19 protein-coding genes are annotated in these 23,592 nt (G+C 70.7%); 10 read left to right on the top strand and 9 right to left on the bottom strand.

The window, feature by feature from the left end:
* The first annotated feature begins 60 nt into the window (after window positions 1-60).
* The 3 genes from ACLQ2Q_RS19495 (at window position 61) to ACLQ2Q_RS19485 (ending at window position 5,351) form a co-directional block, all read left to right on the top strand.
* Window positions 61-2,127: a beta-galactosidase gene (locus ACLQ2Q_RS19495; protein WP_425823001.1), complete on the top strand. Its 2,067-nt coding sequence runs from the start codon at window positions 61-63 to the stop codon at window positions 2,125-2,127.
* 83 nt (window positions 2,128-2,210) lie between these two features.
* Window positions 2,211-3,722: an alpha-N-arabinofuranosidase gene (locus ACLQ2Q_RS19490; protein WP_425822999.1), complete on the top strand. Its 1,512-nt coding sequence runs from the start codon at window positions 2,211-2,213 to the stop codon at window positions 3,720-3,722.
* Window positions 3,723-4,004: 282 nt separating this feature from the next.
* On the top strand, window positions 4,005-5,351 hold the full coding sequence (locus tag ACLQ2Q_RS19485) for a DUF222 domain-containing protein (protein WP_425822997.1): 1,347 nt from the start codon (window positions 4,005-4,007) through the stop codon (window positions 5,349-5,351).
* Between the two features lie 148 nt (window positions 5,352-5,499).
* On the opposite strand, the gene ACLQ2Q_RS19480 is transcribed toward ACLQ2Q_RS19485, so the two are convergent.
* Window positions 5,500-5,745, bottom strand: coding sequence for a hypothetical protein (locus ACLQ2Q_RS19480; RefSeq protein ID WP_425822995.1), 246 nt, complete (start codon window positions 5,743-5,745; stop codon window positions 5,500-5,502).
* 323 nt (window positions 5,746-6,068) lie between these two features.
* On the opposite strand from ACLQ2Q_RS19480, the gene ACLQ2Q_RS19475 reads away from it, so the two are divergent.
* From ACLQ2Q_RS19475 to ACLQ2Q_RS19465, 3 genes are read left to right on the top strand one after another with little or no spacing between them, the layout of a single operon-like run.
* Window positions 6,069-7,196 carry a Gfo/Idh/MocA family protein gene (locus ACLQ2Q_RS19475; protein WP_425823306.1) on the top strand — a complete coding sequence of 376 codons (1,128 nt, stop codon included), beginning with the start codon at window positions 6,069-6,071 and terminating at the stop codon, window positions 7,194-7,196.
* 5 nt (window positions 7,197-7,201) lie between these two features.
* The gene (locus tag ACLQ2Q_RS19470; RefSeq protein WP_425822993.1) at window positions 7,202-8,509 is read left to right on the top strand and encodes a dihydrodipicolinate synthase family protein; all 1,308 of its coding nucleotides are present in this window, start codon (window positions 7,202-7,204) and stop codon (window positions 8,507-8,509) included.
* Window positions 8,506-9,465 carry a sugar phosphate isomerase/epimerase family protein gene (locus ACLQ2Q_RS19465; protein WP_425822991.1) on the top strand — a complete coding sequence of 320 codons (960 nt, stop codon included), beginning with the start codon at window positions 8,506-8,508 and terminating at the stop codon, window positions 9,463-9,465. Before ACLQ2Q_RS19470 ends, ACLQ2Q_RS19465 begins: the two co-directional genes overlap by 4 nt.
* Before the next feature lie 24 nt (window positions 9,466-9,489).
* Here ACLQ2Q_RS19465 and ACLQ2Q_RS19460 read toward each other — a convergent pair whose 3' ends face one another.
* From ACLQ2Q_RS19460 to ACLQ2Q_RS19445, 4 genes are all read right to left on the bottom strand, one after another.
* Entirely contained in the window at window positions 9,490-10,290 is an 801-nt protein-coding gene (locus tag ACLQ2Q_RS19460) for a ThuA domain-containing protein (protein ID WP_425822989.1), read from the bottom strand.
* A 97-nt stretch (window positions 10,291-10,387) separates the two neighbouring features.
* The gene (locus tag ACLQ2Q_RS19455) at window positions 10,388-11,131 is read right to left on the bottom strand and encodes a cupin domain-containing protein (RefSeq protein WP_425822987.1); all 744 of its coding nucleotides are present in this window, start codon (window positions 11,129-11,131) and stop codon (window positions 10,388-10,390) included.
* Window positions 11,128-12,090, bottom strand: coding sequence for a PmoA family protein (locus tag ACLQ2Q_RS19450; protein WP_425822985.1), 963 nt, complete (start codon window positions 12,088-12,090; stop codon window positions 11,128-11,130). The genes ACLQ2Q_RS19455 and ACLQ2Q_RS19450 overlap by 4 nt, the downstream gene beginning before the upstream one ends.
* On the bottom strand, window positions 12,087-13,244 hold the full coding sequence (locus tag ACLQ2Q_RS19445; protein ID WP_425822983.1) for a Gfo/Idh/MocA family protein: 1,158 nt from the start codon (window positions 13,242-13,244) through the stop codon (window positions 12,087-12,089). Before ACLQ2Q_RS19445 ends, ACLQ2Q_RS19450 begins: the two co-directional genes overlap by 4 nt.
* Before the next feature lie 193 nt (window positions 13,245-13,437).
* Here ACLQ2Q_RS19445 and ACLQ2Q_RS19440 point away from each other — a divergent pair, with 193 nt between their 5' ends.
* The gene (locus tag ACLQ2Q_RS19440) at window positions 13,438-14,475 is read left to right on the top strand and encodes a LacI family DNA-binding transcriptional regulator (RefSeq protein ID WP_425822981.1); all 1,038 of its coding nucleotides are present in this window, start codon (window positions 13,438-13,440) and stop codon (window positions 14,473-14,475) included.
* Window positions 14,476-14,602: 127 nt separating this feature from the next.
* Here ACLQ2Q_RS19440 and ACLQ2Q_RS19435 read toward each other — a convergent pair whose 3' ends face one another.
* From ACLQ2Q_RS19435 to ACLQ2Q_RS19420, 4 genes are all read right to left on the bottom strand, one after another.
* The gene (locus ACLQ2Q_RS19435; protein WP_425822979.1) at window positions 14,603-15,823 is read right to left on the bottom strand and encodes an ROK family protein; all 1,221 of its coding nucleotides are present in this window, start codon (window positions 15,821-15,823) and stop codon (window positions 14,603-14,605) included.
* Between the two features lie 20 nt (window positions 15,824-15,843).
* Window positions 15,844-16,875, bottom strand: a complete 1,032-nt coding sequence (locus ACLQ2Q_RS19430) for a sugar phosphate isomerase/epimerase family protein (RefSeq protein ID WP_425822977.1) — start codon at window positions 16,873-16,875, stop codon at window positions 15,844-15,846.
* Between the two features lie 53 nt (window positions 16,876-16,928).
* Window positions 16,929-18,104: a Gfo/Idh/MocA family protein gene (locus ACLQ2Q_RS19425; protein ID WP_425823304.1), complete on the bottom strand. Its 1,176-nt coding sequence runs from the start codon at window positions 18,102-18,104 to the stop codon at window positions 16,929-16,931.
* 228 nt (window positions 18,105-18,332) lie between these two features.
* Window positions 18,333-19,382 carry a substrate-binding domain-containing protein gene (locus ACLQ2Q_RS19420; RefSeq protein WP_425822975.1) on the bottom strand — a complete coding sequence of 350 codons (1,050 nt, stop codon included), beginning with the start codon at window positions 19,380-19,382 and terminating at the stop codon, window positions 18,333-18,335.
* Window positions 19,383-19,564: 182 nt separating this feature from the next.
* Here ACLQ2Q_RS19420 and ACLQ2Q_RS19415 point away from each other — a divergent pair, with 182 nt between their 5' ends.
* Genes ACLQ2Q_RS19415 through xylB form a run of 3 tightly spaced genes read left to right on the top strand, consistent with a single transcriptional unit; the run spans window position 19,565 to window position 23,591 of the window.
* The gene (locus tag ACLQ2Q_RS19415; RefSeq protein ID WP_425822973.1) at window positions 19,565-21,082 is read left to right on the top strand and encodes a sugar ABC transporter ATP-binding protein; all 1,518 of its coding nucleotides are present in this window, start codon (window positions 19,565-19,567) and stop codon (window positions 21,080-21,082) included.
* Window positions 21,079-22,137 (top strand): ABC transporter permease, encoded by a 1,059-nt coding sequence (locus ACLQ2Q_RS19410; RefSeq protein WP_425822971.1) that lies wholly within the window; start codon window positions 21,079-21,081, stop codon window positions 22,135-22,137. Before ACLQ2Q_RS19415 ends, ACLQ2Q_RS19410 begins: the two co-directional genes overlap by 4 nt.
* Window positions 22,134-23,591 carry a xylulokinase gene (gene xylB, locus ACLQ2Q_RS19405; protein WP_425822969.1) on the top strand — a complete coding sequence of 486 codons (1,458 nt, stop codon included), beginning with the start codon at window positions 22,134-22,136 and terminating at the stop codon, window positions 23,589-23,591. The genes ACLQ2Q_RS19410 and xylB overlap by 4 nt, the downstream gene beginning before the upstream one ends.
* Window position 23,592 lies beyond the last annotated feature (1 nt).

The raw sequence follows: 23,592 nt of genomic DNA, 5'->3' as shown, positions 1-23,592 counted from the left end.
CGCTCGACTCGTCCCCTCCCTTCACCTGACCCATCCCCCACTCAGACCAAGGAGTCTTCTGTGCTGTACGGCGCCGACTACAACCCCGACCAATGGCCAGAAGAGGTCTGGGACGACGATGTCCGCCTCATGCGTGAGGCCGGCGTGAACATCGTGAGCCTCGGCATCTTCGCGTGGTCGCGCATCCAGCCGGCCGAGGGCGTGTGGGACTTCGACTGGCTCGACCGGGTGATCGACAAGCTGCACGCCGGCGGCATCCAGGTGAATCTGGCGACGGCGACCGCCTCACCCCCGCCGTGGGTGAGCGCGCGCTACCCCGACACGCTTCCCGCCGACGAGAGCGGCGCCTCCTACTGGCCCGGCAGCCGGCAGCACTTCGCGCCGTCGTCGCCGACCTACCGGCGCCTGGCGGGCGAGGTGGTCCGCCGCCTCGCCGAACGCTACGTCGACCACCCCGCCGTCGTGATGTGGCACGTGGGCAACGAGTTCGGCTGCCACCTGTGGGCCGACTACTCGGATGCCGCACGCGACGCGTATCGCGGATGGCTCCGAGCGCGGTACGGCACGACCGAGCGCCTCAACGAGGCGTGGGGCACCAATTTCTGGTCGCAGCGCTACGGCTCGTTCGACGAGGTCTTCCCGCCACGCAAGGCGCCCTACAGCCACAACCCGTCGTCGATGCTCGACTTCCGCCGCTTCACGTCCGACATGCTGCTCGAGTGCTACCTGATGGAGCGCGAGATCCTGCTGGCGGCCGGTGCGACGCAGCCCATCACGACCAACTTCATGGGACCGTTCAAGCCCGCCGACTACAGCAAGTGGGCGCCGTTCATGGACGTGATCGCCGACGACTGCTACCCCGACCCCGCCAACCCCGACCGGGTGCGGGATGCGGCGTTCCAGCGCGATCTGATCCGCTCGCTGAAGCCCGGCGTGCCCTGGATCTTGATGGAGCAGGCGACGGATGCCGTGAACTGGCGTCCCGCGAACCCCGGCAAGCAACCAGGCGTGCTGCTGGTCGAGACCGCCCAGTCCATCGCCCGCGGCGCCGACGGGATCATGTTCTTCCAGTGGCGGCAGTCCCGTGCCGGCAGCGAGAAGTTCCACTCCGCGATGCTCCCGCACGCCGGCACCGACACGCGCACGTGGCGGGAGGTCACCGAGCTCGGCTCCCGCCTCGGGTCGCTCTCGCTGCCGGCGCCCGGTCGGGACGCCCGCGTGGCCCTGGTCTTCGACTGGGAGAACTGGTGGGCGGTCGAGGAACGCGATCACCCCGTCGACATCGACTATCTCGCCCTCTCGCTGCAGTGGTACGGGGCGCTGCACAAACGAGGCCTCATGGTCGACATCATTCCTCCCGAGCGCGTGGACGACGGCTACGACCTCGCGATCGCGCCGGCCCTCTATCTGCTGCGCGAAGATGGCGCCGCGGCGCTGACGCGCTTCGTCGAGGGCGGCGGCACGCTGCTCGCCGGCCCGTTCACCGACGTCGTGGACGAGCACGACCAGTTCCGCGCCGGCGGCTTCCTCGCGCAGCTCGGGCCGGTGCTCGGCGTGCGGCTCGAGAACTTCGGCGCTCTTGCCGGCGCACACGGCGGGTCGGCCGGCGGCATGGGCGTCGGGGCGCAGAGCGGGCCTGCGGCGCGCGGCGAGCACGGCGGCTCGGCCGGATTCGTGCTGGACGGCGCGCCCGTGCGCGGAACGCTTGTCGCCGAGGTGGTCGAGGCCGTCGGGGCGGACGTCGTCGCGAGCTTCACCGACGGCCCGTCGGCGGGTTTCCCCGCCGTCACACGGCACGCCTACGGCAGAGGGGAGGCCTGGTACGTCACGACGATGCCGGATGCGGCGGGCCTGGATGCGCTGGCTGGAGCGGTTGTGGACGCATCGGGGGTCACCCCCGTGGTGGCCGATCTGCCGGCCGACGTGGAGGTCGCCCGCCGCGGCGATCTCGTGACGCTGATCAATCACGGCGACGAGGCCGTCTGGATCGAAGTCGACGGAACGGATGCCGAGAGCGGCGTCGACATCGGTGGCCGCCGACTGGACGCCCGGAGTGTGCTGTTCGCGCTGTCGCCCGAGACGGCATCCGCCCGCACCGAACGCGCTGACGCCGTCGCGACTCGATGACGGACCTCTCCGCCCGTCCGCTGCCGAGGCGGCGCGGACGGCGATAGTCTCGACCCTTTCGATTCCGATTTTCAAGGACGCTCATGACCGATATCGCCAGGACGCATCTCGACCCCCGCTTCGCCATCGGAGACATCGACCGCCGCATCTTCGGCGGCTTCGTGGAGCACCTCGGACGGCACATCTATGACGGGATCTACGAGCCCGGGCATCCGTCTGCCGACGCGGACGGCTTCCGCACCGACGTGATCGAGCTGGTCCAGGAACTGGGCGTGACGACCATCCGCTATCCCGGCGGCAACTTCGTCTCGGGGTACCGGTGGGAGGACGGTGTGGGTCCGGTGTCCGAGCGCCCGCGGCGGCTCGACCTCGCATGGCACTCGACGGAGACCAACGAGGTGGGGCTGCACGAGTTCTCGTCGTGGCTGGAGAAGATCGGCAGCGACCTGATGCTCGCCGTGAACCTCGGCACACGCGGCACGCAGGAGGCCCTGGACCTGCTCGAGTACGCGAACCTGCCCGTGCAGACGGCGCTGACCGACCAGCGGGTGGCGAACGGCAGGGCGGAGCCGTTCGGGGTGCAGATGTGGTGCCTCGGCAACGAGATGGACGGGTTCTGGCAGCTCGGTCACCGCAACTCGGAGGACTACGGCAAGCTCGCCTCGCGTACCGCGAAGGCCATGCGGATGCTCGATCCCGAGCTGCAGCTCGTGGTGTGCGGGTCGTCGTCGCGCGCAATGCCGACGTTCGGCTCGTGGGAGCGGACGGTGCTCGAGCACACGTTCGCCGATGTCGACTTCATCTCCTGCCACGCCTACTACCAGGAGCACGACGGCAAGGCGCAGGAGTTCCTCGCCTCGGCCGTCGACATGTCGCGCTTCATCGACAGCGTGGTCGCGACCGCCGACCACGTCGCGGCGATGCGGGACAGCACGAAACGCATGATGATCTCGTTCGACGAGTGGAACATCTGGTACCTGCATCTTCCGGAGGGTGTGGAGGCCCCGGCACCGCAGCTCGATGACTGGCCGCTCGCCTCGCGGCTGCTCGAGGAGAAGTACCATGTGCTGGATGCCGTGGTCTTCGGCGATCTGCTGATCACCCTGCTCCAGCACGCCGACCGCGTGCGTTCGGCATCGCTGGCCCAGCTCGTCAACGTGATCGCGCCCATCATGACCGAGCCGGGCGGCGCTGCGTGGCGGCAGACGACCTTCTTCCCCTTCTCGATCACTTCGCGCCTCGCCGGCCGACACGCGGTGCGGCTCGCCATCGAGTCGCCGACGTTCACGAGCGAGCGCTTCGGAGAGGTCGGCACCATCAACGGCGTCGCGACGGTGGATGACGACGGCACGAGCGTCTTCCTGGTCAACCGCTCGCTGTCCGATCCTCAGGTCCTGGAGATCGACGTGACCGCGCTCGGGTCAGGGCTGTCGGTGCGGGAGTCGCACCTGATCGCGGACGATGACATCTACGCGGCCAACACCCTCGAGGATCCGGAGCGGGTCGCGCCCCGTCCGGCAGAGGCGACCATCGCGGACGGCGTGCTGCGCGTGACGATGCCGGCGGTGTCGTGGGTGGCGCTGCGGCTGGGGTAGGTCGGCGGCGGTTTTGGTGGTCGGCCGCGGGCTTGGTCTTAGGGCGGCGCGGGCCGTGTCGCGCCTCGTGAATCATCCCGGGCCGCGCGTGGGCTGAGGCCGCCCCAGCGAGTTGCCACGCGATCAGACGGTGCGCGATCCGAGCGCGAGCGCTGCTGCGTCGGATGTCTTGCGTGGGTCTCGCAGGCCCGAGTCTCCTGCACAGACGCGAATGCCGCGAGGTTGTCCCCAGGACGTTTCCCGCTAGCGCCGGATGTCGGAGGCCGGTGCGACGATGAGAACATGTCTTCGAATCTCGACCGCCACTCATACGATGCGGCCACTGGGGTTCTCGTCGATTCCGTGGTCACGGGGCGGGCGGCGATCGCTGCTCTTCAGGCGCAGGAAGCGGAGGCGCTGGCCGGCGCGGCGAAGCTCGCATCACTGCGCGTGGCGGGCGAGCCGAGTGCGGTGGCTCGTGCGCGGGAGATGGAGATGCGATCCCTGGTCGCCGAGTTCGCCACAGCGGTGCGGGTCAGCGAACGCAGCATGCAGCGGCAGGTGAACGAGGCCGAAACACTGGTCGGCGGATTTCCGCGGACGCTGGCTGCGTGGCGCGAGGGCACGATCGCCTCGGGGCACGTCGAGGTGATCGTCGATGCCGGGTTCCACATCGATGACCAGGACGCTCGTCGGGCCTACGAGGTGGCGGTGCTCGCCCGCGCGGAGAGGGAGACGCCGGGACGGCTGCGGCCGGTGGCCCGCATCGTCGCCGATCGGCTCCATCCTCGCTCCATCGACGAGCGGCACGCGGGTGCCAGGCTCGCCCGCGCGGTCGTGATCAATGACCTCCCCGACGGTATGGCGGAACTGATCGCGACCCTCCCCGCCGTGCTGGCACGGGGAATCCACGACCGATTGAGCGAGCAGGCGCGCGCGGTGAAGGCGGCGCGCTCACGCGACGACGAGCCGGACGCCGCGACCGGTGACCCAGCCGAGCCACTCCGCGCGTCGGCGATGCCGCCGGGTGAGCATGACCCCGAGCCAGTCCACGACCGCTCGATGGACGAGCTTCGCGCCGACATCCTCTGCGACCTGCTGCTTACAGCCAGCCCCACGATCGACGATCCAGCCACGGCCCTCGGTGCGATCCGTGCGACCGTGCAGGTGACCGTTCCGGTCCTCACTCTGGCGGGGCGCTCGGGCGCCGCTGCCACGCTCGCAGGGTCGGGGCCGATCGACCCCGAGACGGCGCGGGTCCTCGCCGGCGGTGCGACCGGCTGGGACCGCGTGATGACCCACCCGGTCACGAGTGCGGTGTTGGCCGTCGATCGCTACCGCCCCAGCGAAGACCTGAGGCGCACGCTCCGCGTCCGCGACGAGCACTGCCGGTTCCCCGGATGCCGGATGCCGGCTCACCGGTGCGATCTCGACCACAGTCACGACGCCGCGCTCGGTGGCGCGACGTGCGAAGCAAACCTCGCTCACCTGTGCAGGCGCCACCACACGCTGAAGCACGCGACCCGGTGGACGGTGCGACAACTTGCCGGCGGAGTGCTCGAATGGACCAGCCCCGGGAGTCGTCACTACACAGACGCCCCGGAGCCGGTCGTGCGGTTCATGCCGTCCGGGGATCCGCGGCCGTTCTGACAGGCGGAACGTGAGCTGCGGTTGTGTGCCTGTTCCAGCTCGGTCAGTCCTGAGCGTCCTCCAGTCCGGTCAGTCCTGAGCGGTCTTCCAGTTCCGTCAGTCCTGAGGGTCTTCCAGTTCCGTCAGCCCTCAGCGTCTTCCAGTTCCGTCAGTCCTGAGCGTCTTCGATCTCGCCCGCCGCGATCGCGTCCGCATACTTGCGGATATCCGGACCCGGTTCGTAGTCGATAAATCGGTCCTTCATGCGCCGGTTGAGTTCCACGAACGCGTCGTCGGACGAGATGCCGCTCTGCGACCGGGCGATGTCCAGCACCGCCTCCCGCAGCACGGCGTCCGCATCGTCGAGGATCTTGGCTCGGGCGGGTTCGTTCCACCGGATGTCTTCTGCCTTCATTCGTGGAGGCTAACCCGAGGAGCTCCCGAGCAGGGCGGGGTTGCGACCCGACCTGCGAACCGGTAACGGTGCGCGCCGCGCGCTGCCGGCGCCGAGACCTTCGTGTCCGGCGAGCCGTCCCGCAACGCCGTCTCCACCGCCGCTTGCGCGATGGCCTCGCCACGTGCGAAACTATTCGGAAAGCGTTTACCCGATCACTTCGGGACACCGACGAACGCACCGAGCGAAACGGAAAGACCGTGTCAGAGACGACCATCCTCGCCCCGGCCCCGGCCCCGGCATCCACCGCCCCCGCGCCGGGCACCCGCGAGATCGGCATCATCATGAACGGCGTCTCCGGCCGCATGGGATACCGGCAGCACCTGGTGCGCAGCATCCTGGCCATCCGTGATCAGGGCGGCGTCGTGCTGCCGGACGGATCCCGCGTCACGGTGCGTCCCCTGCTCGTCGGCCGCAGCGAAGCCAAGCTCGCCGAACTGGCCGCCCAGCACGGCATCGAGGACTACACGAGCGACCTCGACGCGGCCCTTGCGGATCCCCGCTGGGAGATCTACGCCGACTTCCTCGTCACGAAGGCCCGCTCCTCGGCCCTTCGCAAGGCGATCGCCGCCGGCAAGACGATCTACACCGAGAAGCCCACCGCCGAGACCGTCGACGAGGCCCTCGAGCTGGCGAACCTCGCCGCCGCCGCGGGCGTGAAGACCGGCGTCGTGCACGACAAGCTCTACCTTCCGGGCCTGCAGAAGCTCAAGCGCCTCATCGACTCGGGCTTCTTCGGCCGCATCCTGAGCGTCCGCGGAGAGTTCGGCTACTGGGTCTTCGAGGGCGACTGGCAGCCCGCGCAGCGCCCCTCCTGGAACTACCGCGCCGAGGACGGCGGCGGCATCATCGTCGACATGTTCCCGCACTGGAACTACGTGCTCGAGAACCTGTTCGGCGAGATCAAGACCGTGTACGCACAGGCAGCCGTTCACATCGCCGACCGCTGGGACGAGAAGGGCGAGCACTACACGGCCACCGCCGAGGACGCCGCCTACGGCATCTTCGAGCTCGCCGACGGCGTCATCGCCCAGATCAACTCCTCTTGGACCGTCCGCGTGAACCGCGACGAGCTCGTCGAGTTCCACGTGGACGGCACCCACGGCTCGGCCGTGGTCGGCCTGTTCGGCGCCAAGATCCAGCCCCGCAACGCCACCCCGAAGCCGGTCTGGAACCCCGATCTGGCCGACGACCACGACTACGACGCCGACTGGATCGACGTACCGACGAACGAGATCTTCCAGAACGGCTTCAAGCAGCAGTGGGAGGAATTCCTCGTCTCGGTCGTCGAGGGCACCGACTACGAGTTCGATCTCCTCTCCGGCGCGCGCGGCGTGCTGCTGGCCGAGGCCGGCCTGCAGTCCAGCCGCGAGGGCCGCAAGGTCGAACTGCCGAAGCTCGCGCTGGGCTGACGTTGATGCTTCGACAGAGCTCAGCGACCGGGCGACTCACGCTCCTCGGCGTCTCGGGCGCCACGACGCGCATCGAACTCGCCCCGGCGCCCTCGTTCTCCAAGCCCACCGCAACGCTGCGCAGCCGCGTGGCGTACGCCGCCGCGCACGTGGTGCCGGTGGTGTGGGGCGAGAACACCCCCGGCAGCCCGGCCGACATCGACTGGGACTCGACCCTGGCGTTCCGCCGCCACGTGTACTCGTGGGGTCTCGGAGTCGCCGATGCCATGGACACCGCGCAGCGGAACATGGGCCTGGACGCGACGGCGACGCGGGAGCTGATCGCCCGCAGCGCCCAGGTCGCCCGCGAAGAGGGCGGCTCGGTCGTCGTCGGCGTCAACACCGACCACGTCGATGAGGAGTTCATCAGCCTGGACGCGATCATCGACGCGTATAAGGAGCAGCTGCACTTCACCGAGGAGCAGGGGGCGGGCCCTGTGCTCATGGCCAGCCGCCACCTGGCTCGCGCGGCGACGTCGGCCGACGACTACCGCCGCGTCTACCGCGAGGTGCTCTCGGCGGCCACCACGCCCGTCGTGCTGCACTGGCTCGGAACGGCCTTCGACCCCGTGCTCGCCGGCTATTTCGGCTCAAGCGATTGGCCCGCGGCATCCGAGGTGCTGCTGGAGGTCATCGCGGAGAACACCGACAAGATCGCCGGCGTCAAGATGAGCCTGCTGGATGCCGCGGCCGAGGTGTCGGTGCGCGAGCGCCTCCCCGAATCGGTGCGCATGTTCACCGGCGACGACTTCAACTACGTGGGCCTGATCGGCGGAGACTCGCTTCCGGCCACGGGAACGGTCCCCGAGCCTGTCGAGGGGTCGAGCGCACGGCATGCCGCCCAGAGAACGGGCTCGCTGAGCGCCGAAGCCGTGCACTCGACGGCAACCGGTACCCTCGCGGCCGAGCGGGGACACTCCGACGCGCTCCTCGGCGCATTCGCGGCTCTCACGCCCGTCGCCTCGGCGGCCATCCAGGCGCTCGACGCGAACGACCCCGACGCGTACCTCAGCATCCTGGGCCCGACCGAGGAGCTCAGCCGGCAGGTCTTCGCCGCCCCGACGTTCTACTACAAGACCGGCGTCGCGTTCCTGTCGTGGCTGAACGGCCACCAGAGCGCCTTCCAGATGGTCGGCGGCCTGCACTCGGCGCGGAGTCTCCCGCACCTCAGCGAGATCGTCCGCCTCGCCAACGCCTCGCAGGCGCTCGAGCGCCCGGAGCTGGCGGCCGAGCGCTGGAACGGCCTGCTGCGCCTGAACGGAGTGGACGCATGACCGCCGGAGACACGGTCACGACAAGCACAGACACGGTCACGACAAGCACAGACACGGTCACGACGAGCGCAGCCACGGCTTCGCGGCCGGATCCCCGCCTCTCGATCAACCAGGCGACGATCAAGTACGCCGACCTCGCCACCGCCCTGCGGGTCACCGCCGAAGCCGGCGTGCAGGCGATCGGCCTGTGGCGCGAGCCCGTGCAGGCGGTCGGCCTGAAGACCGCCGCGGAGCTGCTGGCGGCCTCCGGTCTGCGCTTCACGACGCACTGCCGCGGCGGATTCTTCACGCTCCCGGAGGGACCCGCCCGACGCGCTGCCATCGACGACAACCGTCGCGCCATCGAGGAGGCGGCGACCCTGGCCGCGGCCGGCGCGGAAGGATCCACGGCGATCCTCGTGCTCGTCGCCGGCGGCCTGCCCGAGGGCTCGCGCGACCTGATCGGCGCGCGCCGGCGGGTGCGCGACGCGATCGGGGAGCTGGTTCCGGATGCCGCGGCCGCCGGCGTCACGCTGGCGATCGAGCCGCTGCATCCCATGTACGCCTCCGACCGTGCGGTCGTATCGACGCTCGGCCAGGCCCTGGACATCGCCGCGGACTTCGAGCCGTCGGTGGTCGGAGCGACCGTCGACACCTTCCACATCTGGTGGGATCCGGACGTGCTCGCACAGATCGCGCGAGCGGGCCGCGAGGGCCGGATCGCGACCTACCAGGTGTGCGATTGGAAGACCCCGCTGGCCGCCGACGTGCTGCTCAGCCGGCACTATCCGGGCGACGGGGTCATCGACTTCGGCTCGTTGACCGGCGCCGTGGTGGATGCCGGGTACACGGGCGACATCGAGGTCGAGCTGTTCAACGAGGACATCTGGGCGACCCCGCACGACGAGGTCGTACGCCGCACGGCCGCGGCCTTCGGCGCGGCGGTCAGCCCGCACCTCGCGCCGCTGGGGCGCTGACGCCCTGCTGAACCGACCCGGCGCTCAGCCCTCGGCATCCAACCGCGCGGCCCAACGTGCGGCGCCGCGCAGCAGGTCGACGTGCTCCGGGGACGCGAAGGACCGCTCGTCATGCCCGAGGGCGGATACGACGGCGCGCGTCGCACCGTACTCGTGCGTCCACACCAGCGGATGCGTCCGGCCCTCGTGCTCGTGCACCGCGAGGACCGTGACGTCGGCGTCGACCGCCAGGTCCGTGTAACGCTCGTCGAACAGCCGAAAGGCGCCGGTCTCGCCGGTGGTGACACGTGCGGTGACCGGATGCCGCGCCAGGACGCGCACCGTCGCCTCGGAGATCTCCGGATGGAATGACCGCCCCTCGATCCACGCGCCGCCGATCGCCGAGCGCCACTCGGGATAGTCGCGCAGCGTCGAGACCGCGTTGTGCACCGCGAGGATGCCGATGCCACGGTCGAGTGCGGCACGCAGTCCTGCCACCGCGGCATCCGGAGCACCGTGGCCCGTCTCGCCGTTCCGCCACGGGTCGCCCGCGTTCACGACCAGCAGGTCGGGCGGCTCGGCGTCGGGAAGGACCACGCCGTGGGGAAGGGGCGCGCCCTCGGGAAGGACCGAGCCGTCGGAATGGTCCGCGCCGTCGAGATCGAGCGCCCTGTCGGGAAGGACCGCGCCCCCGAGGCCCGCGAGCGCGGAGTCCAAGTCGTCCTCGAGGGTCACGGTCCAGCCATCGGCCTCGAGCGCCTCGGCGATCAGGCGCGAGGTGGAGACGAACGGGTGCCAGGGGTCCGAGTAACGGCCCGTTCCTGCGGCGACGATCGCGTGCGGCATCCGGTCAGTCTCCCTCATCGGTTCGGTTGTCTCGCGCGGATCGCTCCCGCGCCGAGTTCGGCCACACTGTCTTCGTCAGGGCTTCCGGGCAGCACGTTCAGTCGACGTCGTAGGTGCGCAGCAGGCCGCACATCCCGAAGCGACGCTCGCCCTCCGCGCCGGAGCTGGAGCGCGGCTCCGCAGCGCCCAGCAGCGCGGCCGATCCGGAGGCGATCTCGGCCAGCAGCTGCTCGCCGCGGCGGGCGTCGGCGAGCACGCTGTCCTTGCGCAGCCGCGACCACTCGGCGGAACGCGGAGCGACGAGCGCCGCGGCCCGCTCGTAGAAGCGCTCGAGCGGGGCGAGGTCGCCGCCCTGCACCGCCGCCCGCAGCGCCACGAAGCCCCGCACGGCGGCGTCCCGCCGGGCACGGGCGGCCTCTGCGGCCGCGGACCGGTCGGGCGCGGCATCCGGCAGCCGTGCCGCCTCGCCGTACCGCTCGGCATCCGCGAGCACCTCGTCGGCGAACGTCATCACCGCGTCGCCCGCCTCGGGCAGGCCGCGGTTGCTCATGATCACGACGACCTCGAGGCCGCCGCCATTGACGACCCGGTGGATCGTGCCGGGTGCGAACCATACGGTCGCGCCCGGTGCCAGGTCGTGCTCGCGGTAGCCGGTGCGGTCGAGGGTCTGCAGCGATCCGGAGCCCGCCGTCACGACGTAGGCCTCCGTCGACACGGTGTGCAGATGCGGGGTGCCGCCGGGCAGGCCGTCCGGAGCGACGCCGAACCCGGCGGGCACGGCGTCGTCGTAGACGCGCAGCCGGCTCACCGACGTGCCGCCGGGAAACACGACGTCGGTCACACCGACACCCTGCTCTCGTCGCGCTCGGCCGCCTCGCTGCCGATGAGCGCCGCGAGCCCCTGATCCGCCAGGGCCTCGACCTCCGCGCCGGGGGCCTCGCCGTCGGCGATCACCACCGCATAGCGGAAGGTCACCTCTTCGCCGCGCGCGAGCAGCACCTCCTCCGAGAAGAACGGCGCCGGGCACATGCACGCGAACTCTTCGGTGCGCGCGAACCACTGCGGCGGGTGATGGATGTTGCCGGGGTCATCGACCATCACCAGAGTGGATGCCTCATCGATGCCGTCGTGCCGGCCGGTGAATCCCATCCAGGCGTGCCGGGTGCCCCGGAGCTCGTCGCCGCCGTCGCCGTCGACCGTGCGCAGCCGGCCGTTCGTGAACGATCGGGGTCCGCGCCAGAACAGCCCGCCGTAGCCGGCATTCTCGCGGCCCTTGGTGGTCGGCGATCCGATCCACAGATCCTCGGGGCCGACGTTGCGCATGCGCGACTCGAAGGTCAGGACCCATGCCCCCGCGGCGACGCCCGCATCGGGGAGCGTCGCCGTCAGGCTGCGGGACTCGTCGATGATGTGCACGCCGGCCTGGGTGATCCACCTCAGGCGATGCGCGAGAACGGCGGATTCGGCATCCGCCCGCAATTCGGTCAGCTCCGCGTGCTCGGCGCGTCCGTTGTTCTCGAGCTGCACGTAGAACCGGTCGCGCACGAAGGTCGGCCCACCCCAGAAGTTCTCGGTGCCCACGTGAGGCAGCGACCACGCGATGCCCTTGTGCCACACGTGATCGTGCGGGCGGAAGAGGCTCACGAGGTGCCCCGCGCGGGTGCGGAGCGGGTGCAGGTAGGGCTTCGGCGACTCGAGCGGCACGGTGTCGGGCGCGTACACGTACTCGGCGAGCTCCACCCCGTCCAGGCGAACAGAGACGCTGCGATCGAGCTCGTGGACGATGCTGAAGCCGCTCATCGCGCCGCCTCCCTCCTTGACGACGGCGCGGCTGCAGCCGCCGAAGACACAGCGGCCCAGGGTGCGCCCGTGCCCTCCATGCTGTCGTAGAACGGATGCCCCGGGCCGATGTCCCCTGCCGCGATCGTGGTGTCGGTGAAGGCGGAGGCGTAGAGCGCCGCCGCCAGCGACAGGGTCTCGCGGGCATCCGTGATCGTGACGGGGGCCGGCGTGCCGGCCTCGCGTGCTGCGACGATCGCGCCGAACTGCGCGGCATGACCGCTCGGGACGCCGGTGGCACGCTCGGCCCACGTTTCGGCCAGTGCCTCCGAGCCGGGCGCCGGGGTGAGGCTCCAGTTGCCCGCGTCGTAGCCGTAGAGGTGCACGAGCTCGGCCGTCGCGTTCTCGAAGTCGATACGCAGCCGCGAGACCTGGCTCGGTGACACAAGGGAGTTGAGCACGGTGGCGATCGCCCCGTTCTCGAATGTCACGATCGCGGCCGAGACGTCCTCGGTCTGAGTGGTGCGGGCCTGCCGAGCGGCGACGGCGCGGACCGTGGACCACGGCCCCAGCACTGAGAGCAGCAGATCCATCTGGTGGATGCCGTGCCCCATGGTCGGCCCGCCGCCCTCGACATCCCACTTGCCGCGCCACGGCACGGCGAAGTAGTCCTCGTCGCGGTACCAGAGCGTCTCGCAGACGGCCACCAGGGGACGTCCGAGCAGACCCTCTGCGAGCGCCGAGCGCAGGGCTTCCGCACCGGCGCCGAATCGCTGCTGGAAGAGCCCGATGGCGCTGATGCCCGTCTCGAGCTCGACGGTATGCAGGCGGTCGAGCTCGGCGAGGGACAGCGCCGGGGGCTTCTCGATGATCGGGACCGACCCGCCGCGCAGCACCTCGATGGCAAGCGGCACGTGCGAACCGGGAGGGGTGCAGATGTGCACGTAGTCGGGTCGCGTCTGCTCGAGCAGCTCGGCCACGCTCCCGTACGTCGCGGGCACCGCGAACCGCTCGGCGAAGTCCCGGGCTCGGGTGGGGTCCAGGTCCACGACTCCTACGAGCCGGGCGCCCTCGGGCTGCGTGCAGCCCGGCTGGCTGTCGCCGAGGTGGAGGAGTGCCTCGGCGTGCGCGTGGGCGATGGCGCCCGTGCCGACGATGGCGGAGGTGATGGTCATGACTCTCTTCCGGTGGCGTGAACGTCGGTGGTCGGCGCAGACCCTCGCGGCGACGACGGCGCACTCTGGCGAAGGAGAGATCGCCACCGTCGGCTTGATGGGAAAGCGCTTGCCCGGTGCGCCTCCAGTCTCGCATCCTCACCGGCGGCGCGCAAGGCGCAGCAATCGCTTTCCGGGCCCTAGACTCTCGGCTGTGACGGATGACACGGGAAATCAGCATCGGTCAGCGGCGACCCTGCACGATGTTGCCCGCGAAGCCGGCGTCTCGCTCGCCACCGCCTCCCGCGTGCTCAACGGATCCGCACGAAAGGTGGCCGAGAGCTACCGCGAACGCGTCGAAGAGGCGGCCGCGCGCCTCGGCTACACGGCGAACCTCTCCGCTCAGGCGACCGCGCGCGGGACGTCCGCGATCATCGCGCTGCTGGTCGCCGACATCGCCGACCCGTACTTCGGGCAGCTCGCCGCCGGCGTGGCCCGCGGCGCCGACGAGGCGGGTCTCGTCGTCACGATCGCGATCACCGAACGGGATGCCGAGCGCGAGGCCCGGCTCGTCCGCGCCCTCCGGGGCCAGCGCCCGCAGGGGCTCATCCTTGCGGCATCCCGGACCGAGGACGAAGACGGCGACGGCGTCCGAGCCGAGCTCGACGCCTTCGGTGCCATGGGCGGGCGGGTCGTCGCCCTCGGCCCCGGCGGGGGCGATGTGCGCTCGGTGGCCGTGGACAACGTCGGCGGGGCGCGCGCCCTCGGCGCCGCCCTCACGGGCCTCGGCTACCGCGACGCCATCATCCTCGGCGCGAGCAGTGGCGTGCGCACCTCGGATGACCGCATCGCGGGTTTCACCGACGGCTTCGTCTCCGGTGGCGGGCGGGTGCGAAACATCCTGCGCGGCGGCTTCGCGCGGGAGGCCGGGTACTCCTTGATGACGGAGGCCCTGGAGGAGGGAGTGGAGCCGGGCACCCTGGTCTTCGGCGTCAGCGACGTCGTGGCGATCGGTGCGCTCTCCGCCATCCGCGACGCGGGCCGTGAACCCGGGGCCGACATCGCGGTCGCGGGCTTCGACGACATCCCGACCAGCCGGGACGTCCGCCCCGACCTCACCACCGTGCACGTGCCCCTGGAGGATCTGGGCTACCGCGCCCTTCGCGCGGTGATCGAGGACGAGTGGACGGGCGACGCCGCGCCACTGCCCCTCGACGTGCTGGTGCGCGCCAGCACCCCGGCGCGCGACTGAGCCGGACGCGGGGTCCGACGCATCAGGGATGTGCACCGGGTCAGGTGATGGGCACGGGATCAGGACGATCGGGGCGCCAGCGGCCTGAACTGGCGCACATCGCCTGAAGCCGCACAGGGGCCGGGCGCTAGACCGTGGCCGGCTCGAGCTCGAGCGGCATCAGCGTCGGGTCCTCGAGCACCGGGGCGAAGACCATCTCCGCGGCCCCGACCAGCAGCACGTCCTGTCCGAGCGTCGCCGCCACGAACCCCACGTCGTACCGGGCTCCTGGCAGGGCGACCCCGAGGTGCGACGCGATGCCGGCCTCGCCGACGACCTTGAGCAGCGTCGCGAGGAACCCCCCGAGCACCACGCGCCGCGGGTTCAGCCCGTTGACGATGTTGCGGAGCGCGATGCCGAGGTACGCCACCTGCCGCCGGACCTCCCGCGCTCCCGCGCTGTCCGGCTCGCGCCAGGCGAGCGCCAGCGCGGCCGGCAGGCGGTCGACATCCGCATCGTTCAGGCCCACCGCCCGGAGCAGCGCGTCGCGGCGCACCTCGGTCTCGAGGCATCCGATCGCCCCGCAATGACACGCGGCGCCCGCCGATTCCACGAGCGTGTGCCCGTACTCGCCCGCGTAGCCGCCGGCGCCCATCAGCAGTGTGCCCCCCTGCGCGATGCCCCCCCCGATGCCGCTCGCACCGCCGTTGAGGTACACCACGACGTCCACGCCGCGGGCGGCCCCGAAGACGCTCTCGGCCACCACGCCGCAGCTCGCGTCGTTGCCGGCGACCACCGGCATCCCGGTCACCTTCGCGAGGATCGCGCTCACGGGCGCCTCGCGCCAGCCCAAGTGCGGGGCGAGCAGCACCCGGCCGTCCTCGCGGCGGACCAGCCCCGGCACCGCCAGCCCCATCCCGAGCGTGCGGTACGACGCGTCCAGTTCCGGCCGCATGCCGTCGACGATCGCCGAGACGATGTTCACGAACTCCGTGGGTGTAGGGATGCGCTCGTTCTTGTAGCGCACCCGCCGGATCACCCGCCCGCCGAGCGAGACGATGCCGACGTCGACGGCATCGATCTCGGGGTTCACGGCGATGGCGACGGTGTCATCCGCCGCGACCACCATGGGGCTCGGCCGGCCGACCTTGCGCGTGGGGTGCGGCTCGCTCTCCTCCACCAGTCCCCTCGCCCGCAGCTCGGAGACGAGGCCGCCGACGGTCGAGCGGTTGAGCCCGGTGGCCCGGGTCAGCTCCGCCCGCGAGATGGGACCGTCGCGGTGCGCCAGCCGGAGCACCTGGGTGAGGTTCTGCCGGCGGACGACATCGAGGGTCGTCCCGGGCGAACGCGACACCTCCTCACCCGACATCCGCAGCCCCCTCCTCAGGGTCAGCGCGTGGAGAACGCCGCGTCGAAAGCCGCCGTGGGCGCCGCGAAGGCGTTGCGCTTCACGAACTCGAGCGCCTCCGGTGCGCCGAGCAGGCGGTCCATGCCCGCGTCCTCCCACTCGACCGAGATCGGTCCGTCGTATCCGATGCTGTTGAGCGCGCGGAACGACGCCTCCCACGGCACGTCGCCGCGCCCGGTCGACACGAAGTCCCATCCGCGTCGGAGGTCGGCCCACGCGAGGTGCGAACCGAGCCGCCCGTTGCGGCCGTTGCCGACGTTCAGCTTCACGTCCTTGCAGTCCACGTGATAGATCAGGTCCTTGAACTCGAGGATGAAGTCCACCGGGTTCAGCTGCTGCCACATGAAGTGCGACGGGTCCCAGTTCAGGCCGAAGGCGGGCCGGTGCCCGATGGCCTCGAGCGTCCGCACGGTCGTCCAGTAGTCGTACGCGATCTCGCTCGGGTGCACCTCGTGCGCGAAGCGCACCCCGACCTCGTCGAACACGTCGAGGATCGGGTTCCAGCGGTCGGCGAAGTCCTGGTATCCGGCGTCGATCGCCTCCTGCGACACCGGTGGGAACATCGCGACGTACTTCCAGATGCTCGAGCCGGTGAAGCCGACGACGGTCTTCACGCCGAGCTTCGCCGCAAGGCGGGCGGTGTTCTTCATCTCCTCGGCGGCTCGCTGACGCACGCCTTCCGGGTCGCCGTCGCCCCAGACGCGGTCGGACAGGATGTCGCGGTGACGCTGGTCGATCGGGTCGTCGCAGACCGCCTGGCCCTTGAGGTGGTTCGAGATGGCCCAGACCTTGAGGCCGTGCCGCTCGAGCAGGTCCAGGCGACCCTGCACGTACTCGTCGTCGTCCCAGCGCCAGGGGTCGAGGTGGTCGCCCCAGCAGGCCAGCTCGAGCCCGTCGTAGCCCCAGCCGGCGGCGAGGCGCGCCACCTCTTCGAGCGGAAGATCGGCCCACTGGCCGGTGAACAGGGTGATCGGGCGCGAGGTCGCGCCGGTGTCGTGAACGTTGTCGGACATGTTGGTTGCCTTTCAGGAGAAGAGTGTGGATGCCGGCCTGGGCCGGCCGCGGGCTATCCGGCGGTGGGGATCCAGGCGCTGCCCGAGAGCGAGCTCTGCTCGACCGCATCGAGCACCCGCTGCACGTGCAGGCCGTCCTCGAAGGAGGGGCGCGGCTGCTCCCCGGCGGCGATCGCCTCGATCAGGTCGACCACCTGGTGCGAGAAGCCGTGCTCGTACCCGAGCATGTGGCCGGCCGGCCACCACGGCGCGAGGTACGGGTGGTCCGGCTCGGTGACGAGGATCGTGCGGAAGCCCTGCTCGGTGGCGGGGAGCGTCGCGTCGTAGAACTGCAGCTCGTTGAGGCGCTCGAGGTCGAACGAGAGAGCGCCGAGCGATCCGGAGACCTCGATGCACAGCGCGTTCTTTCGCCCGGTGGCGAAACGGGTCGCCTCGAAGGAGCCGAGCGCGCCGAACACGCCTGAGGGGTTCGAGAAGCGGCCGTTGAAGAGGGCGACGTCATCGACGGTGACCTCGCCTCGTTCGTCGGAGGCCGTTCCGCCCTTCGACAGGCTCAGGGACCGGTCGGCAGTGCCCGGGAGCGGACGCTCCTTGACGATCGTGTCGATCACGCCCGAGACGCTCTCGAGCCGGAGACCCGTGATGTACTCCGAGAGGTCCACGGCGTGGGCGCCGATGTCGCCGAGGGCACCCGATCCCGCGCGGTCCTTCTGCATGCGCCAGGTCAGGGGCGCTTCGGCATCCATCAGCCAGTCCTGGCGGTACGACGCTCGCACCTGCCGCACGTCGCCGATGCGCCCCGCCGCGACGAGGTCGCGGGCGAAGGTGGCGGCGGGCACACGGCGGTAGGTGAAGCCCACCATCGACCGGATGCCCTTCTCGGCCGCGCGGGCAGCGGCATCCACCATCGCCTCCGCCTCGGCGACGGTGTTCGCGAGCGGTTTCTCGCAGAGCACGTGCTTGCCCGCGTCCAGCGCCGCGATCGCGATCTCGGCGTGCGTGTCGCCGGGGGTGACGATGTCGACGACATCGATGTCGTCGCGGGCGATCACCTCGCGCCAGTCGGTGGCCGACTCGCGCCAGCCCCACTTCTCGGCGGCGGCGGCGACCGCGGACGCGTCGCGGCCCACCACGACGTCCATGGACGGCTGGGCGGCAAGGTCGAAGAAGCGCGGCGCCACGCGCCAGCCCTGGGAATGCGCGGCGCCCATGAAGCCGTAGCCGATCATGGCGACGCGCAGCTTCTCGGCGACGGGTGGGGTGTCGGACACGGGGAGATCCTCCGGTTGTGCGGGGGCGGGTGAGGGAAGCGGCGAGGAATCGGAGAGACGGGCGAGGAATCGGAGAGACGGGCGAGGAATCGGAGAGATGGGGTGATCGGAGCGGAGAGATGAGGTGACGAGAGGGGACGCCCGCGAGCGGCGGACGCCCCCTCTCAGAGAGCGGAATGCCGCGGCTCAGGACTCGAATGCGAGGTCGATGTATTCCTCCACGTTGTCCTTGGTCACGACGGGGGCGTCGAGCACGATGCGGTTGGCCACACCGGGCGTGATGAGGTCGCTCATCGTCTTGCCCTGGGCGATCAGGCGGGCGAGGGCGATGCCGTCCGCTGCCTGCGTCGAGGGGTAGATGATGGTGGCCTTCAGCACCGAGTCATCCGCCTGGATGAGCTCCATGGCGTCCTTGCTGCCGGCGCCGCCGACCATGAAGAACTCGTCGCGACCCGACGACTCGATGGCGGCGAGCACGCCGATGCCCTGGTCGTCGTCGTGGTTCCAGATGGCGTCGATCTTCGGGTTGGCGGACAGCAGCTGAGACGTGACCTCCTCGCCGCTCTCGACGGTGAACTCGGCGGCGACCCGGGCAGACACCTCGAGTCCGCAGTCGGACAGCGCGTCGGCGAAGCCCTCGGAGCGGTCCTGCGTCAGCGGGAGCGCGTCGATGCCGGCGATCTCCGCGACGACCGCGTCGGGGTTGTCGCCGAGCTGCTCGCAGATGTAGGTGCCTGCACTGACGCCCATGCCGTAGTTGTCGCCGAGGATCGTCGCCCTGGCGGCGAACGGGCTGGAGAACTCGCGGTCGACGTTGACGACCGGGATGCCTGCCTCCATGGCGGCGATCGCGGCCTCGGTCATCAGGTCGCCGTCACTCGGCAGCAGCACGATGGCGTCGACGCCGTCATTGACGAACTGCTCGACCGCCGCGATCTGGGCGGTGACGTCGTTGGTGCCCTCGGCGGTCTGCAGGTCGACGTCGGGGAAGCTCTCGGCAGCCGCGATGGCGCCCGAGTTGATGGCGGCGAGCCAGCCGTGGTCGGCGGCGGGACCGGAGAAGCCGATCGTGACCGTGTCGCCCGTCTCGGCGTTCTCTTCGGAGGTCGTGCCCTGGTCTACGACATCCCCTTCGTCCGCCCCGCTGCCGGTGCAGCCGGCGAGGAGGGCGATGGCGGCGAGCGATGCTCCCGCCCCGAGCGCGAGCCGTCGCCCGAGCGTCAGTTTCCGTGTCATGTGCTGTCTCTTCCTTGAGTGTGATGCGGGTGTGCTGCAGGTGCGCCAGCCGGCCGACGCGCTCGGCGTCGTTCCCCCAATTGGCGTTTGGCACAACATAACAGCCGATCCGGGGCTCGTCTACCCTGCCCGGCCGGGAGCAGACGGGTGCGCTCCAGCGGACCGTCTGTTATGTTGCGAGCATGATCAAAGTCGACCAAGAGGTGCTCCTCGACGTGCGAGGGATCACCAAATCCTTCGCCGGGGTGCGCGCTCTTCGCGGCGTCGACCTGCAGATCGTGCCGGGCGAGGTGCATTGCGTCCTCGGTCAGAACGGTGCGGGCAAATCGACGCTCATCAAGACCCTCGCGGGCGTGCACCGCCCCGACGACGGGACCATCTCCTGGCAGGGCCAGGTGGTCGACATTCCGAACCCGCAGGCCGGCCTGGCGCTCGGCATCGCCACGATGTACCAGGAGCTGGATGTCGTCGACGGCCTGACGATCGCGGAGAACATCTTCCTCGGGCACGAGCTCGCGCGTGGCGGCTTCACAAAGCGCTCGGAGGCGCACCGCGAGACGCGCGCGCTGCTGAAGCGGCTCGGCCACGGCAACCTCTCGCCGAACCTCGAGGTGGGGCAGCTGAGCGCCGCGAACAAGCAGATCGTCAGCATGGCGCGAGCGCTCTCGCACGACATCAAGCTCATCATCATGGATGAGCCGTCGGCCGTGCTCGACAACGAAGAGGTGAAGAACCTCTTCCATGTCGTGCGGGAACTGACATCCGAGGGGATCGCCGTCGTCTACATCACGCACCGCCTCGAGGAGATCCGCGAGATCGGCGACCGCATCACGGTGCTGAAGGACGGTGCCAGCATGGCCACCGGCCTGCTGGTCTCGGAGACGCCCACCCCCGAGCTCATCAAGCTGATGACGGGCCGCGCGGTCTCGAACGTCTTCCCGCCCGCCGCAGCGCGGCCCGCCGATGCGCCGGTCGTGCTCGAGGTGGACGGGCTGACGTCGGCAGGCGTGTTCGAAGACGTCAGCTTCACGGTGCGTGCGGGCGAGGTGCTCGGGCTCGCCGGGCTCGTCGGCTCCGGCCGCTCGGAGATCCTGGAAACCGTGTACGGCGCGCGGCGCGCGACCTCCGGGACCGTGCGGGTGGCCGGAACCCGCCTGCGCAACGGCTCCGTCGTGCACGCCGTCGAATCGGGGATCGGGCTCTCTCCCGAAGAGCGCAAGAGCCAAGGGCTCGTGCTCGAAGAGCCGATCTTCGTCAACGTCACCCTCGCCTCGTTCGGCCGGTTCGCGAAGGCCGGCTTCCTCGACGAGCGCGCCGAGCGCAAGGCCGCGCGCGAGCAGATCGAAGCGCTCGAGCTGCGCCCCGCCGACCCCGACCGCCCGGCGATCACCCTTTCCGGTGGCAACCAGCAGAAGATCCTGCTGGCGCGCTGGCTCGTGCACGGCACGCGCGTGCTGCTGCTGGACGAGCCGACACGAGGGGTGGATGTCGGCGCTCGCGCCGAGATCTATGCGCTCATCCGCCGTCTCGCCGCAGCGGGCAACGCCGTCGTCGTCGTCTCGAGTGAGATCGAGGAGGTGCTCGGGCTCGCCGACACCGTTCTCGTCATCGCCGACGGCCGCGTGCTGAGCACCGTACCCGCGAACCAGATCGACGAGCACGGCGTGCTCGACCTCGTGATGAAAGGATCCGCCGCGTGAGCGATCAGACCCGGGCCGAGACCGTCGGCTCCGCACCACAGCCGGCGCACGCCGGGCCCCCCACTCCCGTCGGTCCGGCCACGCCGGCGTGGCGCCGCGTGCTGAGCGGCTCAGCCGGCCGCAACTTCGGGCTCGTGCTCGCGCTGGTGATCATCGTGATCATCGGCGCGATCACCGCCGGCGAGAGCTTCACGAGCATCAACAACGTGCTCGTGATCCTCCGCCAGGCATCCATCATCGGCGTGGTCAGCATCGGCATGACCTTCGTCATCATCTCCGGCGGCATCGACCTGTCGGTCGGCGCCGTCATGGGGCTCGCGTCGGTCGCCGCGACGCTCGATGCCATGCAGGAGTTCACCGAGGCGACCCACTGGATCTTCATGGTCCTCGTCGCGCTGGGTGTCGGCGTCCTCGCCGGGTTCATCAACGGGATCGTGATCGCCTACGGCAAGGTCGTGGCGTTCATGGCCACCCTCGCCATGCTGGTCGCGGCCCGTGGCCTCGCCGAGATCCTGGCCGAGAGACGCACCCTTCGAGTCGACTCACGCGACTTCATCGAGGCGTTCAACGCCGACATCCTGGGCATCGACATCCTGATCTGGATCTTCGTCCTCGCCGCGGTGCTCGGGTGGGTGCTGCTGAACCGCACGACGTTCGGTCGCCGCACGGTCGCGATCGGCGGCAACCGCGAGGCGGCGCGCCTGGCCGGCATCAACGTCAACCGCCATACCGTGTGGATCTACGTGCTCTCCGGCCTCGCCGCCGGCATCGCGGCCGTCATGATCCTCGGGCGCACCACCGCCGGCACGTCCACCCACGGAACCCTGCTGGAATTGGATGCGATCGCCGCCGTCGTGGTCGGCGGCACTCTGCTCGTCGGAGGCCGTGGAACGATCACCGGCACCGTCTTCGGGGTGCTGATCTTCGCGACGCTCAACAACGTGTTCGTGCAGAACAACCTGTCCTCGTCGGTGCAGAACGTCGCAAAGGGCGTCATCATCGTGGTCGCGGTGCTGCTGCAGCAGCGCTTCGCGCGCCGGGGAGCTCGAGAGTGACCGCGGCGCAGACGACAGGAGCGAACAGGAGGCTCGTCGCGGGGGTCGACTCCTCGACCCAGAGCTGCAAGGTGCTCGTCGTCGATTCGACGACCGGCGCCGTCGTCCGCTCGGGACGGGCGTCGCACCCGGCCGGCACGTCGGTCGATCCGGCCGCGTGGTGGGACGCGCTGCGCTCGGCGATCACCGATGCGGGCGGGCTGGCGGATGTCGATGCGCTCTCGATCGGCGGTCAGCAGCACGGCATGGTCGCCCTGGATGCCGAAGGCAGGGTGGTGCGCGACGCGCTGCTGTGGAACGACACCCGCAGCGGAGGGGCCGCCCGGGCGCTGCGCGACGAGGTCGGCGATGAGCAGTACGCCGCCCGCACGGGCCTCGTGCCCGTCGCGTCGTTCACCGCGACCAAGCTGCGGTGGCTGCGGGACGCCGAACCCGACAACGCCGCGCGGGTGGCCGCGGTGGCGCTGCCGCATGACTGGCTGACGTGGCGCCTGGCGGGGTTCGGGCCGGAGGGCGAGTCGCCCCTGGGGCCCGACCTCTCTGCGCTCACGACCGACCGCTCCGACGCGAGCGGGACGGGCTACTGGTCCGCGGCCACAGGCGAGTACGACCGCGAACTGCTGGTGCGTGCGCTCGGGCGGGATGTCGTGGTGCCGCGCGTGCTCGCACCGGACGAGCGGGCCGGGTCCACCGTCGAACAGGAGGGCATCCCGGCCGGCATCGCGCTCGGCGCCGGTGCCGGCGACAACGCGGGCGCGGCCCTCGGCCTCGGCGCGTCGGTGGGCGACGTCGTGGTGTCCATCGGCACCAGCGGCACCGTGTTCGCGGTCACCGACACCCCGGCAGCCGACGCCACGGGCGCGGTCGCCGGGTTCGCCGACGCATCCGGGGCGTATCTTCCGCTGGTGGCGACGCTGAACGCGGCGCAGGTCGTGGACGTCACGGCCGCCCTGCTCGGCGTCGATCACGACGGGTTCGGGGCGCTGGCGCTTTCTGCCGCGCCCGGAGCCGGCGGCGTCGTGCTGGTGCCGTACTTCTCGGGCGAGCGCACTCCGGATCTCCCTGACGCGACGGCGCAGCTCGCGGGGCTCACGCTCGGCTCGACGACGCGCGAGAACGTCGCGCGCGCCGCGATCGAGGGCATGCTCTGCGGTCTCGCCGATGGGCTCGAGGCGATCATCCGGGTCGGCGCCGACCCGCAGCGCCTGCTGCTGATCGGCGGCGGCGCCCGGCTCGAGGCGACGCGCCGCATCGCGGCCCAGGTCTTCGGGCTGCCGGTCACCGTGCCCCCGCCCGCGGAGTACGTCGCCCTCGGCGCGGCGGCCCAGGCGGCGTGGATGCTGAGCGGCGAGCGCCCGTCGTGGACGATCGAGGGCTCGGAGACGCTGCCGGCGGATCCGCGGCCGGAGATCCGTGAGGGCTATCGGGCGGTGGCCGGGCGGGCGAAGGGCTGAG

The sequence above is a fragment of the Microbacterium sp. DT81.1 genome, from assembly GCF_049844955.1.
Lineage (GTDB): Bacteria > Actinomycetota > Actinomycetes > Actinomycetales > Microbacteriaceae > Microbacterium.
Note: the sequence above shows the minus strand (reverse complement) of the source record. Positions and strands in the feature narration are given on the sequence as shown.

Bases quoted from the DNA above. Each gene is read 5' to 3' on its own strand.
- ACLQ2Q_RS19490 (WP_425822999.1), top strand. From the start codon at position 2,211: ATGACCGATATCGCCAGGACGCATCTCGACCCCCGCTTCGCCATCGGA.
- ACLQ2Q_RS19485 (WP_425822997.1), top strand. From the start codon at position 4,005: ATGTCTTCGAATCTCGACCGCCACTCATACGATGCGGCCACTGGGGTT.
- ACLQ2Q_RS19480 (WP_425822995.1), bottom strand. From the start codon at position 5,745: ATGAAGGCAGAAGACATCCGGTGGAACGAACCCGCCCGAGCCAAGATC.
- ACLQ2Q_RS19475 (WP_425823306.1), top strand. From the start codon at position 6,069: ATGAACGGCGTCTCCGGCCGCATGGGATACCGGCAGCACCTGGTGCGC.
- ACLQ2Q_RS19470 (WP_425822993.1), top strand. From the start codon at position 7,202: ATGCTTCGACAGAGCTCAGCGACCGGGCGACTCACGCTCCTCGGCGTC.
- ACLQ2Q_RS19465 (WP_425822991.1), top strand. From the start codon at position 8,506: ATGACCGCCGGAGACACGGTCACGACAAGCACAGACACGGTCACGACA.
- ACLQ2Q_RS19460 (WP_425822989.1), bottom strand. From the start codon at position 10,290: ATGCCGCACGCGATCGTCGCCGCAGGAACGGGCCGTTACTCGGACCCC.
- ACLQ2Q_RS19450 (WP_425822985.1), bottom strand. From the start codon at position 12,090: ATGAGCGGCTTCAGCATCGTCCACGAGCTCGATCGCAGCGTCTCTGTT.
- ACLQ2Q_RS19445 (WP_425822983.1), bottom strand. From the start codon at position 13,244: ATGACCATCACCTCCGCCATCGTCGGCACGGGCGCCATCGCCCACGCG.
- ACLQ2Q_RS19435 (WP_425822979.1), bottom strand. From the start codon at position 15,823: ATGTCGGGTGAGGAGGTGTCGCGTTCGCCCGGGACGACCCTCGATGTC.
- ACLQ2Q_RS19430 (WP_425822977.1), bottom strand. From the start codon at position 16,875: ATGTCCGACAACGTTCACGACACCGGCGCGACCTCGCGCCCGATCACC.
- ACLQ2Q_RS19425 (WP_425823304.1), bottom strand. From the start codon at position 18,104: ATGATCGGCTACGGCTTCATGGGCGCCGCGCATTCCCAGGGCTGGCGC.
- ACLQ2Q_RS19420 (WP_425822975.1), bottom strand. From the start codon at position 19,382: ATGACACGGAAACTGACGCTCGGGCGACGGCTCGCGCTCGGGGCGGGA.
- ACLQ2Q_RS19415 (WP_425822973.1), top strand. From the start codon at position 19,565: ATGATCAAAGTCGACCAAGAGGTGCTCCTCGACGTGCGAGGGATCACC.